This is a genomic window from Enterococcus ureasiticus, assembly GCF_001730285.1.
Classification (GTDB): Bacteria; Bacillota; Bacilli; order Lactobacillales; family Enterococcaceae; genus Enterococcus_L; species Enterococcus_L ureasiticus.
Window position 1 is genome coordinate 186,961 of the sequence record NZ_MIJZ01000012.1, and the last position, 14,778, is coordinate 201,738.

Annotated in this window: 10 protein-coding genes; 4 read left to right on the plus strand and 6 right to left on the minus strand. The window is 33.9% G+C overall.

The window, feature by feature from the left end:
• Window positions 1–141 precede the first annotated feature (141 nt).
• Together BCR21_RS06950 and BCR21_RS06955 are read right to left on the minus strand one after the other, a co-directional pair.
• Window positions 142–4,674 carry a Cna B-type domain-containing protein gene (locus BCR21_RS06950; RefSeq protein WP_069645758.1) on the minus strand — a complete coding sequence of 1,511 codons (4,533 nt, stop codon included), beginning with the start codon at window positions 4,672–4,674 and terminating at the stop codon, window positions 142–144.
• A gap of 1,508 nt (window positions 4,675–6,182) precedes the next feature.
• Entirely contained in the window at window positions 6,183–7,070 is an 888-nt protein-coding gene (locus BCR21_RS06955; RefSeq protein WP_069645759.1) for an SDR family oxidoreductase, read from the minus strand.
• 460 nt (window positions 7,071–7,530) lie between these two features.
• Here BCR21_RS06955 and BCR21_RS06960 point away from each other — a divergent pair, with 460 nt between their 5' ends.
• The 4 genes from BCR21_RS06960 to BCR21_RS06975 all read left to right on the plus strand — a co-directional run bounded on the left by BCR21_RS06960 (window position 7,531) and on the right by BCR21_RS06975 (window position 11,204).
• Entirely contained in the window at window positions 7,531–8,130 is a 600-nt protein-coding gene (locus BCR21_RS06960) for a LemA family protein (protein ID WP_069645760.1), read from the plus strand.
• A gap of 6 nt (window positions 8,131–8,136) precedes the next feature.
• Window positions 8,137–8,949: a TPM domain-containing protein gene (locus BCR21_RS06965; protein WP_069645761.1), complete on the plus strand. Its 813-nt coding sequence runs from the start codon at window positions 8,137–8,139 to the stop codon at window positions 8,947–8,949.
• A gap of 190 nt (window positions 8,950–9,139) precedes the next feature.
• The gene (gene celB, locus BCR21_RS06970; RefSeq protein ID WP_069645762.1) at window positions 9,140–10,408 is read left to right on the plus strand and encodes a PTS cellobiose transporter subunit IIC; all 1,269 of its coding nucleotides are present in this window, start codon (window positions 9,140–9,142) and stop codon (window positions 10,406–10,408) included.
• Between the two features lie 73 nt (window positions 10,409–10,481).
• A complete protein-coding gene (locus BCR21_RS06975; RefSeq protein ID WP_069645763.1) occupies window positions 10,482–11,204 on the plus strand; it encodes a GntR family transcriptional regulator in 723 nt (240 codons plus the stop codon).
• Between the two features lie 55 nt (window positions 11,205–11,259).
• Here the strand turns inward: BCR21_RS06975 and BCR21_RS06980 are convergent, their stop codons facing one another.
• The 4 genes from BCR21_RS06980 to BCR21_RS06995 all read right to left on the minus strand — a co-directional run bounded on the left by BCR21_RS06980 (window position 11,260) and on the right by BCR21_RS06995 (window position 14,566).
• Window positions 11,260–12,660 (minus strand): glycoside hydrolase family 1 protein, encoded by a 1,401-nt coding sequence (locus BCR21_RS06980; protein WP_069645764.1) that lies wholly within the window; start codon window positions 12,658–12,660, stop codon window positions 11,260–11,262.
• Window positions 12,661–12,945: 285 nt separating this feature from the next.
• A complete protein-coding gene (locus tag BCR21_RS06985) occupies window positions 12,946–13,695 on the minus strand; it encodes a potassium channel family protein (protein WP_069645765.1) in 750 nt (249 codons plus the stop codon).
• A 263-nt stretch (window positions 13,696–13,958) separates the two neighbouring features.
• Window positions 13,959–14,309 (minus strand): hypothetical protein, encoded by a 351-nt coding sequence (locus BCR21_RS06990; protein WP_069645766.1) that lies wholly within the window; start codon window positions 14,307–14,309, stop codon window positions 13,959–13,961.
• A 53-nt stretch (window positions 14,310–14,362) separates the two neighbouring features.
• Window positions 14,363–14,566 carry a hypothetical protein gene (locus BCR21_RS06995; protein ID WP_069645767.1) on the minus strand — a complete coding sequence of 68 codons (204 nt, stop codon included), beginning with the start codon at window positions 14,564–14,566 and terminating at the stop codon, window positions 14,363–14,365.
• Window positions 14,567–14,778 lie beyond the last annotated feature (212 nt).

The following is a 14,778-nucleotide window of genomic DNA, read 5'->3' on the forward strand; positions in this document are numbered from 1 at the left end:
GATTCTTGCTATTTCCTAATGATATAGGCTAGTTCTGTTTTTTATTCAGATGAGTCAAATTATTCTTAGATAAAATAAAACTATGTAAATAGCTTATTTAAAATTAGCTATTTACACAGTTTTTTCTAGCCTTGAAACCTTCTAACTATTTTTGCATAGCTTGAACCAACCAGCAAAAGTTAGCATCATAACGATTAAAATCACTCCAAGTACGCTGTAAAAATGAGTTGCTTTACTTCCAGTGCGCGGAAGTGTTCTAGTGCTTACATTCCCGTTATCTGAAGGTATTTCAGGTCTTGAAGGTCCATTATTTGAAGGTGTTTCTGGTATCTTTTCTTTTGGCGTATACGTGTTTGTGATATCAAATCCATCGATTTTCGATGTATAATTCGGTACATCATTTTCGGTCACAGTATAGACAATTTCTTTTCCTTTTTCATATTTTGGTAAATCAGAAAATTCATACTGCCAATTGCCATCTTTTGTAACCTCTTTTGACGCAATCTTTTCACCATTCGCCATTAAATTTACAGTAATAGAATCTGGTCTTTCATTATGCTTATTCTGGTCATCTACCCAGTATTTATTTCCAGAAATTTTGATTGTTTCGGGAACATGGATATTAGAAATAATGATTTCCTCTTTGTTCGTATCATCAATTTCTACGTGATATTTTTCTGGGACATCTATCTCTACAACAGTATATTGAACGTCCTTCCCATAAGCTTTTGCAACCAATCCTTCCCATATATGGGTCCAATTATTTTGTTCACTCAGCGAAACTGGCTCACCAATAGGCAGGCCATCAGCTTGAAGTTGAACCAAGATTTTTTCTGGTCTTATACCATCTTGATTGTTACCATCTATCCATTTTTTCACAACCGATATATCCGTCTCACCAGGTGTATATTTATTTACAATGTCCGTTCCATTTACTTCTGGCGTATAATCTTGAACAGCATCTTCACGGACCGTATAGTTAATTTCTTGTCCTTTATTATTTTTTTGTAAGTTCGTAAAGCTATATGCCCAATTGTCCTCTTTTGTCACAGTTTTTTTAGCGACTTCATGTCCATCACCATATAAACGGACCACAATTTGGTCTGGTCTTTGTCCTTCTTCATCGTCATTATCGTCCCAGGTTTTGATCCCATGAATCTCTGTTTCTTCTGGTACATGCATATTTACGATCGTAAATGATTGATCCTCTTTTTTCTCTATTGAAGATTCATATGCTGAGTCTATTGTAATTTCCTCTACAGAATAGTCAATCACTTTTCCAGATTTTCGTTCATCCAAGTCTTTCCAAGTGCATCTCCATTGATTTTCATTATTTAATTCAACTGGTTCTCCAACTTTTTCACCATCTGCTAAAAACTGAACATAAATAGATTGAGGTCTCAAACCATCTTGATCCTCATTATCTCGCCACTCTTTCGTAACATTAATAAATGTTTTTCGGACATTATGCTTATTCACGATGTTTAACTCATTATCTTTTTTTGGTTCTTCTGCAGAAAACTGATAGTTTGGAACTGCTTTTTCTTTTATTGAATAAACAATATCTTTCCCTTTTTCTTTTTTAGGTAAGCCTATAAATTCATATGTCCAATCGCCGTTTTTATCTGGTTTAACAGTCTTGGTCTCTACAGGCTCAGGTCTGCCATTGGCTATCAGATGTACTTTAATTTCTGCTGGGCGCATCCCATCCTGGTCGTCATTGTCTTCCCAAATTTTATTCCCTCGAATTTCAGTTTCTTCTGGTTTATAGTTATTGGTCAAGGTAATTTGGTACTCATTTTCCTTCGTTACTTCTACCTTGTATTTTCCAGGATCACTGACTTCTTCTACCGTGTAGTTAATTTTTTGTCCATTTTCACGTTTTTCTAAACCTTCCCAAGTATGATTCCACTCGTTCTTTTCATTTAAAGTGACTGGATCACCGATTGTTTTTCCATTTCTTTTCAATTGTACTTGGATCTCATCAGGACGAATCCCATCTTGGTCGTCTTTATCGTTCCATTTTTTTTGTACGCTGACCTTAGCAGGGACTGGATTATATTTATTTGTCATATCAAAACCTGAATAAGACACTTCATAATCCTCTACGTCTTGCTCTTTCACTTCGTAATGAATCAATTTCCCTTGGTTATTTTTAGGTAGATTGGTAAAAGAATATGACCAATTTTTTAGTGCATTCGTCTCTTGCTTATCAACAAGTTTACCATCCTCATATAATTCTACTACAATTTTGTTCGGTCGATTTCCCTTTTCATCTTGATTGTCATCCCAAATTTTCTGCCCTCTAACTTCTGTTACTTCCGGCGTATAATGATTTGTTAAAACAGCTTCATAGTCGCCATCTTTTGTCATTTCTACAGTGTATTTTCCAAGATCACTGACTTCTTCAACCGTGTAATGAATATCCGTTCCATTTTCTCGCTTTTCTAAACCTTCCCAAGTATGACTCCACTCGTTTTCTTCATTTAGAGTAACCGGATCACCTATTGTTTTATTATTTCCTTTTAGCTGCACTTGAATTCCTTTAGGACGAATGCCATCTTGATTGTCTTTATCATCCCAAGTTTTTTTGGCAGAAAATTCTGTCAATTCAGGGCTATAATTATTTGTAATATCGTAACCATTATATTCAGGTTGATAATCTGATATAGCTTGTTCTTTGACCGTGTATTCAATTACCTTTCCATTTTCATTTTTTGGTAAATTCGTAAATTCGTAGGACCAATTTTTTTGAGCCGTTGTTTGTTGTGTATCTACTAATTGATTGTTTGCATATAGTTCGACAACAAGCTCACTAGGACGATTCCCTTTCCTATCGTTATCATCATTCCAAGATTTTTTTCCTTTTATATCGATTACTTCTGGTGTATGTTTGTTTGTAATAACAACCGAGTTAGTACCATTTCCATTAATTTCTACTTCATAGCCAGGAACTGTTGAAAGTTCTTTTACTTCGTATCGAATAACAGTACCATTCTCTTTTTCATTAAGCTCACTCCATGTATATTGCCAATTGTTATTCTCATCCAACGTCACAGGATTACCTACGGGCTGATTGTTTCCATATAATTGAACATCAATATTTTTAGAACGAATACCATCTTGGTTTTTTCCATCTTCCCACTTTTTCTCAACAGAAATATTAATTTTAGAGTTCTCTTGAAAGTTTTTTACTTCGCCAAGCTCTTTAATATTTTGTGAACCGCCTGAATCTTTGGTTTCAACTTTAAATTCTATTACTTTAGGATTCTCAGGATCTTGATATCCTTCTGGAGACTTCGTTTCTTCAAAATAATAGTCACCTGTTGTCAACTTATTCGCAGTGACTACTCCATTAGCATCAGATGTTATGTTTGCTTTTTTTAATGTATAAGTTCCATCAAGTCCTTTTTTGTACAAATCAAATGTAGCTCCTGGAAGCTTTTCACCAGTATCGCCATCGATTTTTTTAAAGGAAACATCTGAAACTTTCCCATTGATCTCACCTTCTGCTACGTTCCAATCAACCGATTCACTCAAGGTCCATTTCTCACCTTCAGATCCATCTTTATAGTAAATTTTTACAGTCGCATCATTTTGTAATTGCGTATTTTCTGTTAATAACTCCAATGGTTCAGTATCATAATTGATAGCCACTTCATCTAATATCGTATCGTTCTTTATTGCATAATCAAGTTCTTTTTGAATATAGGGCCAAATATTGTAGCTAAATGAACTGCAATACGTATTTGTATGATCCATCTTTAACTCAACAGTGTTTTCTTTGATTGTCTTATAATCAAAATCAATCGTTTGGAAGAAGGCCTTTTCCCATCCCCAATCATCATCTGACCAGTTCTCTTGATACATCGTCATTGAGACAATCTGCTGATCCTTCGGTGAATCTTCTATTACGACACGATCAACCTGGTCAATATTATGATCACCTATGGCATCCATTAACCTTCCTATGCCGAGATTAACTTCCCATTCAACAACTCTTTGAGGTAAATCGTATTTACCAGTCACTGGATTATATTTGATTTTATCCATAACTTCTCCTGATTTAGCCAATGTTTGAGAATCTCCCGCACCAATACCGCCGCCTCCGCCAGGCGAATTATATTCCGGAACATTAACAGTGATGTCACCTTCTGGTAAAGGTAATTTAATTATTTCATCCCCTTTGACATAGGTTTGATTTAACTTATAAGCCATCTTAAATAATCCCGACACAGATGAATAGTTTTCCACATAATCGGTCGTAAATTCCATATTAATGTAATAACCTTCTGAATCATTTCCCAACACACTTGCTAACGCAACTTCTTCTCCCTCCAAATCAAATAATGGAAAAGTAAACTGGTTTACAATTTTGAATTCTTTAGGAATAGAGAACGTTAACACATCATTTTGATAAAATGTATTATCCGGAACTTCCCAATCATATGTTAAATAGTAAACTTCTTCAATTTTCATCGTATCGCCATCATATATTGCTCCACCATCTTGCTTTGTTAGTTTAGATTGAGTAATATACTTATCTCCATCATATTTTTCTGCTCCCATCGCCTCTACAAAAGGCATAAAATTTGTTAAGGTAGATACAAAAAGAATAATTGTTAATGTCAAATTACTCAAATAGCTCAATTTTTTTTTTATTAAAATAGTCATACTGATTCCTCCAATTTTTTAAACATGATTTTTTATACGAATAACCGTATATTTTTCCGATATTAGCCTGATGAAAAAACGAAAAACAACAAATTAAAAAAAGATATTCATTATAAAATGAATTTTTGAACAAAACTTAATGTTTATTCTAGGATCTGTAAAAAAAAGAAACATTCCTTAAATAAAAAACCTCTACGTTAATATTTATAAAAAAACATTTCTCTCACCCCCCTTCGTTCGACCCTTATATAAAATTAATTAATATAACGTAATAAATTTTATACATCGTTTTGTAAAAAAAAAACATCAAAGCACTTTGCTAGTTCTATTAATGTATCAATCGCTAAATTTTGACTAATAACAACTTTTTAACCTATCACAAAAATGTGATGAAATAAGTTTCAGTTAAATAAAAGAAGAGTTTAGATCTCATCTAAACTCTAACTCAACTAATTTATGCCATTGTTCTCACTATCATTTTGAACTAACATTCTCTTGCGAAACGTTTACCGTAATAATTTTTTTCATTACTGGCTTGTTTTTTGTCTTCTTGGCTAATATCTTTAGTGAATCTAAGATAATAGCAGTTTAATTTATCAGACAACTATTTAAAGTAACTATCTGAATTTTTTATAAAATCAAAACTTTACTATAATCGTAAGTGATTTTCTTCTACATTTTAAAAGATTTTTAGTACAAGCAATTGCTTTTTGTAATTCAATTTTAACCATCACTTGTGTCATTACTATTCGTAACAACTTTGATTCCATAATCAAAGACAAACTGATACTGCTTAGATACTAAAGTAAAAATTTGTAAAATATTTTTCTATTCAATTTCCATTGGCTAGCAATTTAAACGGCAAATAAAATCACAAAACTTCTTCCCTTCATTAATATATTCCAGTGAAAAGTCCTATACTATAGACTCGTTTAGTTGTTATACATATAACAAAAATCCGCTTACAATATATGACTCTGTTAAAAAGCATTCAACTTTTGAATCATCATTTTAACTCGTCGATCATAATCAATTAAATATACTTTAGCCTTTTTCGAAACATACGTTATAAAATAAAGTAGGCTTTCTCCTCCTAAGAAGATGTTATAAAAAACAAAATAGTTATAAAAAGTCAATTTATTCTCTAACTCTATAACTATTTTGATACAACTATCTAAACACTATTTATATTAAAAAAATTTTCCTTTAGATAATAACTTTTGATTCTTTATTTTTAGCGATATTCTTGATTCTTTAAAAATTTGAAATTTAGTAGCAAATAATGTTCCTTCTTTTTCAGGCTCTATTGGCTCATCTAGATATTTTCACTAAAAAACACAATTACGATTACTTTATCGTCTAGATACCCTTCAATCATTAAATCATTAGCGAACCTAGATACTTTCTCTTATCTTTTTTGATAGAAGCTAAAAAGTTTTTGAACGAACTTGAATACTCATTTAAATTGCAAGACAGCATCATTCAATTCCTCTACATACTAAAATTAGCTAGGCAAAGAAACTCCCACCTGTGATCGAATAAACTTGCCCAGTAACATAACTAGCCTCATTTGAAGCTAAGAATACATAAACAGCAGCTAATTCAGCAGGTTGTCCCGCTCTTCCAATAGATTCTTGTTGTCCAAATTCAGGAATTTTTTCTTGGGGTTGTCCGCCGCATATTTGCAAAGCTGTCCAAATTGGTCCTGGAGCAACAGTATTTACTCGAATACCAGCAGAAGCTAATTGCGCTGATAAGCCTTTGCTAAAAGATGTGATAGCTCCTTTTGTTGCAGCATAGTCTAATAAATTTGCACTAGGTTCAGCACTTTGAATTGAAGTTGTTGTAATAATACTGCTGCCTTTTGGTAAGTAATCTAGCGCTTCTTGCACTGTCCAATACATTGAAATAATATTTGTCATATACGTATCCATGATTTGTTGCGTTGATAAGTCTTTGATGTTCTCCACAGATTGTTGCATTCCTGCATTAAGAACTAAAATATCCAAGCCATCTAACTCCTTCGCTGCATCATGAACGAGTTTGCGAGTAAATGTTTCTTCTTTTAAATCACCTGGTAATAAAACTGCTTTACGTCCTTCTGCTTCAATCAACGATTTAACTTCCTTAGCGTCTGCTTCTTCAAAAGGTAAGTAATTGATTGCTACATCAGCACCTTCTCTTGCATATGCAATAGCTGCTGCACGTCCAATTCCAGAATCTCCACCTGTGATCAAAGCTTTACGGCCTGCCAATTTACCCGATCCTTTGTAAGATGTTTCTCCACAGTCAGGTACAGGCGTCATTTTTTGTTGTAACGCAGGTGCTTCTTGTGATTGTTTTTCAAATTTTCCATCGTAGAATCTTGTTAACGGATTTTCGATTTTTTCTGTCATCTTGATTCCTCCTATGAATTTGTTGCTAGTTAAAAAGTAAGACCAGCTTACTCTTTTACCCTAATACAAATTCTAGCCCCTGACAAATCATCTGTTTTTCTACTAAAGAAGTTTTTATAAAAGTCGGTTTCTTTGGCTTATCGCTTAGAAATCCTTATAATTAACTGTATAGAAGGATTTATTTATAAAAAATAGGTCTTAAGATGGATGACAAATTATTTCAGAAACATTACAATATCATTACATCGAGTTTAAAGAGCCCGTTCAGCTTTTATTGGTATCTAGTTTCTCAGACAGGACGAGCCCGATACACTTTTATTTTTATCTAGTTTCACGAGCTAGTCTCTAGGAAAAAAGATAAAATTTACCTGTGACATAAAGCGTCACAATCATATTTTCCTATTTTTCTGTCGAGACTGGACGAGCCCGATACACTTTTTAATTTTAGGAGGAGAAATTTATGAAAAACAACAAAACAAGAGTTGGATTGATTGTCTTAATCGTCATTGTTTTAATCGGCGTATTCGGAGTCAGTCAATACAACGGATTAGCAAAGAAAGAACAATCTGTCGAATCACAATGGAGCCAAGTGGAAAATGTGATGCAGCGTAGAGCCGATCTCGTTCCTAACTTAGTCAACAGCGTTAAAGGTAGCATGCAACAAGAACAAAAAGTTTTTGGTGATATCGCGAAAGCCCGTGAAGCATATGGTTCAGCTAATAACGATTCTGACAAAATCAAAGCTAGTCAAGAATTAGATCAATCTGTTGGTACGTTGATCAATGTCATCAATGAAAATTATCCAGAACTGAAATCAAACGATAACGTGCAAACGTTAATGACTCAATTAGAAGGAACGGAAAACCGCATTTCGGTTGAACGAAAACGTTACAATGATGTCGTGAAAGAATACAACGAACAAGTGGTTTCTTTCCCTAAAAATATCTTTGCAAATATGATGGGTCTAGGTAAGAAGGATTACTTTAAAGCTGATCCAACAGCCAGCACTGTGCCTTCTGTGAATTTTGATAATTCTACTAGCACTTCTAGTGGGAAGTGATGATCGATGAAACTTCTTAGACGAGGTTTATTGCCTAGCGTATTATTTTTCCTTGTCACCTTTTTCGTCAGCTTTCAAGTACCTGCATTTGCTGAATTACCCGCTTCACCAGATCATTTTTACTTGGACCAACCTGGAATCCTTGATGAAACAACTAAAAATTTAGTTGAGAGAAAAGGCGAGCTCTATAAAGAAAAAAAAGAAGCTCCTCAAGTTGTTTTAGCAGTGATCGATTCGACTGACGGTGACAGTATCGACAGTTACGCACCCGACCTTTTTCAGAAATGGAAAATCGGAAATCAAAAAGAAGATAACGGCGTTTTGATTCTATATGCTATCAATGACGGGCAACGAAATGTCCGGATCGAAGTCGGCTATGGTTTAGAAGGAGTTATCACTGATAGTATTGCTGGAAATATTCTGCAACATGCTAAAGACGATTTGAAATCAAATAATGACGCTTCAATCAATAAAGGACTGCAGTATACATTTAATGCAGTCACTACTTTGATTGATAAACATTATGATTATCCTGCCGATAAAAATGCATTGTCCGATGACGAGATAGACCAAGTTGCATCAGAAGACAGTTCTGATGGAGAAGGATTTTTCAGTATTTTCTTTGTTTTACTGATTATCTTACCTTTCCTACTTTCTAAAGGAGGACGTGGTGGTCGCGGTGGCCGTGGAAGTGGTCCTTGGTATTGGGGCGGCGGCGGTTTTGGCGGTGGCTCTTCAAGTAGAGGCGGCGGCTTCGGTGGTGGCGGTGGCTTCTCTGGAGGCGGCGGTTCTTCCGGCGGTGGCGGCGCTAGTATTTAAAAACTAAAACGTTCCTATTTTATCTAAATAAATCAAGAAAAGAGCAAACCAACAAGGGTTTGCTCTTTTTTAAGTTCTCACAACCAGAATATATACAAACATTAAAAAACAAAAGTATAGACATTTAACGATTAAAGTGGTATATTCTATTTGTAATCGATTACAAATAGAATATAAAGGACTGATTAGTATGAATGGTTTTATGGATTCTCTTGGAGAAAAGATCATGCCGCTTGCCAATAAACTTGGACAAAACCGATATCTCTCTGTTTTGAGAGATGCTTTTATGTTATCTTTTCCATTAACTATGTTCGGATCGATCATTGTTGTTATCAATAACTTGCCTTTTTTCAGTGATGCTACAAAAGGAACCTTATCCTCCTTATTTGGTAACGGTCAAAATGCGACAATGAGCATCATGGCAGTCTTCGTTACATTTGGTATTGGCTATTATTTGTCTAAATCATATGATGTTGAAGGAATTTTTGGCGGCGCTGTTTCATTTGCTAGTTTTCTCCTTTTAACGCCTTTCATGATGACACTTGAAGATGGCACAGAAGTTTCTGGGGTCTTATCTTTAGATCGTTTAGGCGCTAAAGGAATGTTTATTGGCATGATCGCAGCTTTTCTTGCTGGTGAAATTTATTGTAGAGTGACTAAAAAAGGCTGGCAGATCAAAATGCCTGATGGTGTACCACCTGCTGTCGCTAAATCATTTGCTGCGTTGATTCCTGCTATTTTAACCTTATCTGTTTTTCTATTTATCAACGCAATTGTCACTGGTTTGTTCAAAACTAATCTTCATGATGTTATTTATGATGTTATTCAAAAACCATTAGTTGGTTTAGGTAGTAGTTTACCGGCGACTTTGATTGCGTTATTCTTTGTACAATTCTTATGGTTCTTCGGGTTACATGGGCAAATTATCGTCAATTCGGTAATGGATCCTATTTGGAATACCTTGATGTTAGAAAATTTAGATGCATATAAAGCTGGAGAAAAACTACCGCATATCATTACAAAACCATTTATGGAAACGTTCACTGTTGGATTGGGTGGTTCTGGTATGACCTTAGCCGTTATTTTGATCATGGCGTTTGTCATGAAGAAAAAACAATACCGAGATATTGGTCGTTTAAGTTTAGCACCTGGTATTTTTAACGTAAATGAGCCTGTTATTTTTGGCTTACCAATCGTTTTAAATGCGACGATCCTAATTCCTTGGGTATTAGCGCCACTGATCGTTACGGTGCTTAATTATCTTGTTATGGCAGCTGGCATTGTACCACCTCCAACTGGAGTATCCGTTCCTTGGACTGTTCCAATTTTCTTTAGTGGTATGTTAGCAACAAATTCCATCTTAGGTGGTATATTGCAACTTATAGATCTATTAATTGTTGGTCTACTTTGGTTTCCATTCCTACGCCTATTAGATAAAGAAAAAGAAAGTGCGATTTAATCGCACTTTCTTTTTCTTTAATTGTCTATACATTCATAATCAGTTACAATACAGATGAGGAGGTTGTGACGATATGAAGCCAAAATATGAAGAAATCGCAGATACATTGCGTGAAAGAATAAAAAATAATACTTACAAAACAGATACCTTGATTCCAAACCAAACAGACTTAGTAAAAGAGTTTAATGTGAGCCGAATGACTGTAAAAAAAGCAATCGGTATTTTAGTCATGGAAGGTCTTTTATATTCTCAACGCGGTTCTGGAACCAAAGTATTGAATCGCTCTTTTTGGGATAAAGATACTTCACCTGCCAATGAATATGATGGTCTTAGCAAACAAATGCATGATCGCCATAAAAAGTTGAAAAGCCAAGTGATTTTATTTGAAGTCGAATTTCCTTCTAAAGAAGTCCAAGAACGTTTGGCCATTTCTGAAGAACAGCCTGTCTATAAGATCATCCGGCTTAGAATTCTTGAAGAGGAGCCTTTTATTTTAGAACATACTTATATGCCTTGTGATTTAGTGCCAGGTCTCACAACAGATATTTTAAAAGAATCAATTTATACCTATGTCAAAGAACAGCTATCTCTCGATTTTGCAGGAGCTTATCGAAATATTCAAGCAGATAAGTCTGATGAATACGATCAACAATATTTAAATTGTAAAAAAGAGGATCCTGTTCTGGAAGTGCAGCAAGTCGTCTATTCAAAAAATGGACGTCCCATCGAGTTTTCTTGTAGTCGAAATCGATACGATCAAAGAAGCTATTCTATTTTAAATGTTGATTATGCATAGCCAGAAAAAAATGTGACGCAAAACTGATTTTCGGTTTTGCGCCACATTTTTCATTTTATTTATCTGTAAGTGTATTTGTTTGAGCAACTGTTTTAAACCAATGCCCGGATTTTTTGATCGTCTTGATTTGTGTATGGATATTTGTAGAGATAAAACCGTAGCGATTCTTATACGCATTTGCCCATGACCAACAATCGATCGGTGTCCATAAATGATAGCCAAAACAATTAGACCCTTCTTCAATTCCTTGATGAACCCATTCTAAATGCTCTCGAATAAAATCAATTCGATAATCATCTTCCACCACACCTGCTTCATTCATGAATCGCTCCTCACCAGAAATCCCCATCCCATTTTCAGAAACAAACCACGGAATATTGTTGTAGTTATCACGAATATTGATGGCAATATCATATAATGCTTTAGGGTAAATTTCCCAGCCTCGATCGATATTCATTCGACGTCCTGGCATATTGTACTCATCAAAATAACGATTTGGAAGCCACTCTCCCACACTATTTGGTGCAATATCTGGTGCTTTCACACGGTTTGGGTGATAGAAATTAACGCCTAGAACATCAATCGTGTTATCTTTAATCAAAGCCAATTCAGCTGGCGTACTTTCCCAAAGTACGTCATCTTTGATAAATAAATCAACTAACTCTTGTGGAAATTCCCCGTGGACAGCTGTATCTAAAAACATACGATTGTTAAATAGCTCAGCAATATTTGCCGCTGCTAAATCTTCCGGACTGTCAGAAGCTGGATATGTTGGTGTTAGGTTTAAAATGATGCCAATTCTTCCACCTTCGTTTTGCAGTCCTAATTTTCTAAAGGCTTGAATCGCTTTTGCAGAAGCTAGATTTAAGTTATAAGCGACTTGCACTGCTTTTTTACCGTCCACGATTTTTGGATAATGGAATTGGTGTAAATACTCCCCTTCAACAACCACGATTGGTTCATTGTGGGTAAACCAGTCTTTCACCCGATCACCAAATAATTCAAAACATTTTTCAGCAAATTTCACATATAAATCGACCACGTGCTTCGATTCCCAGCCACCATATTTATGATAAAGTTCAACAGGTAAATCAAAGTGATGTAAATTCATCACAGGACGAATCCCAGCTTCTAAAAATGTGTCAATTACTTCGTTATAAAAGCGAACCGCATCTTCATTGACTGTTCCAAGCTCCAGATCATCGATCAAGCGACTCCATTGAATCGAGGTACGGACACTATTTAGACCAATTTCTTTCATCAATGCAATATCTTCTTTAAAACTATTATAAAAATTTGACGTCACATCTGGGCCAACTTGATCATAAAAATCCGTTGGTTCGATCTCATACCAATAATCAAACATATTTGCATGTTTTTTATTAAAACGCCCTTCACTTTGTGGACCTGATGTAGCGGCTCCCCACCAGAAATCTTCTTTGAATGTTCTTTGCATGACTGTCCCTACTTTCATCGAATTGTTTTTCAATCATCGTATTCATTATTATTATAAAGCCAACTCCGATAAATGTCTATACTTTTAAATTTAAAAGTATGCAAAAAAAGACAAGACACAATTCGTCTTATCTTTTAATACATAGATTGAATATTGCCTGCTTCTGTTACGAGTGTTTATTCAATAGTTATTCATTTAGTAAATAGTAAGCTTTTCTTTCTCACATTCTATTTTTATATACTATAATCAATAACTACTATTATTTGGAATTATAATACAAAAGATCTAGTTTTCATCCTCCATTTTTTTCGATAAACTTTCTACTAGTTTAGTCAATTCATCTACTTTATTGTTTAACTGTTTTAAATCGTCTCTGTCTGTAGTTGCTCTTACTTTATCCGTTTTTCTTTCTTTAACATAATTTATTTTAGTTTTTTTGTCTTTAAAATAATTTGTTATTGTAGATGTTAACATACCTATAAACCCTATTCCAAACAACATCGTTATTGCCGCAATTACTCTACCCCATGCTGTTTTTGGTACAATATCTCCATATCCTACGGTTGTCATTGTTACAATACTCCACCAGACGCTGTTCTCATAACTTATATTTTCAACCATACTATAAAATCCACTTCCCACAAATACTATACAGCCACTTGCATACAAAGCATAGATAAAACCATTTTTATATAAAATGCTATTTTTACTATGACCTAATTTTGCTAACAATGTTATGACTCTAAATATTCTATTGGATTTCGCTAAAATTCCTATATTTAGCAAATTTAATGGTATTATCGCTAATAAGCTAAATAAATTATCTATAACGTATCTCTTTTTGCTTTTTGCAAGTACAAACCTTACTATATATTCAATAGTAAATATGGTTATAATAGTCGTATCTATTATATTAAACGGATAATCATTAATATTAACGGTTCCAGCCAAACTTAGAATAAATATCATTATCCAAAAAAATGTTAATATAAAATCACTGACTACATAAATTTTGTGAGCTAATTTCTTGTTCAACTTATGTTCCCTCCAAAAAAATAAACGATTTAGAAAATTACCCATTCAAAGTAATATTCTCTAATTTCCATTTTTTGAACTTTTACAGGTATTTTCAAAAAATCAGTTTATTTCTTTCTGAAAATTATCACTTAAAGTTCTCATCATCTTATCCTTCTAACTGTAAAAAATGTTCTCAAAAGGTTTATTTAAAAATATAGACTGCATACCTTAAAATTTAACTGTTATCATTTTGATTTCTAATCAATCGTTATCGGCCAAAACTATTTAATTCGTTCTCCTAAAATTTTGTCATGCGGTGCGATTAAACATTTCTCTATTGATTTCCAATAAGTTTCATACAATGTTTTTTGTGCATTTCCATAGTTTTCATTTGTATCAAACTCCCAGTAAAGAGCGTATTTAATGCATTTGATGGTTCGAGTCAATTTATCTGCTGGGAGTCCTTCTTTAATGGTATCCATAGCCTTTATATAATGTGTGCGATGCACTAATCTCAGTAATTGACATCCTTCAAATGTTTGCATTTGCTCCACAGCTTGATTCATTATCGATTCAAAATCATCTTTTCTATCTGGTTTTACCTGATAGATACTAATTTCAACAAATGTCATCTATTACTTCTCCTACTCTTTTCATTTTCTATTCTTTTTGGGAATCGAACAATTTACAGTTTTTTAAAATTCACAGTTTTTTCTTTCATTGAAATTTTTCCAACCTCATATCCATAATTCTTTGCTTCTTTTTTATAGGTCAAAAAGGAGTGATCAATTGGAAAGCCTAAGATATCCTCTATTTCCTGATAATTTAGATAAAAATTTTTTCTGCCATCCGATTCTACTACTTTCCATAAAGATTCATACTTACTCATTCCTTTTTCCTCCTTTTAAAAGCCTCAATAAATTCTATACTTGTTTCTTATTCTTCGGTCAAGATATTCGATTCACTCTTCATCACATGCTCTGATTCTCTTCAACAATATCACTATTTTGAATATAATCAAGCATACTGTTGATTTTTATTATTCGCTTTCATAGACTATGTCTGTCACTTTGATACTATAAACTTTAAGTATAAGATGCT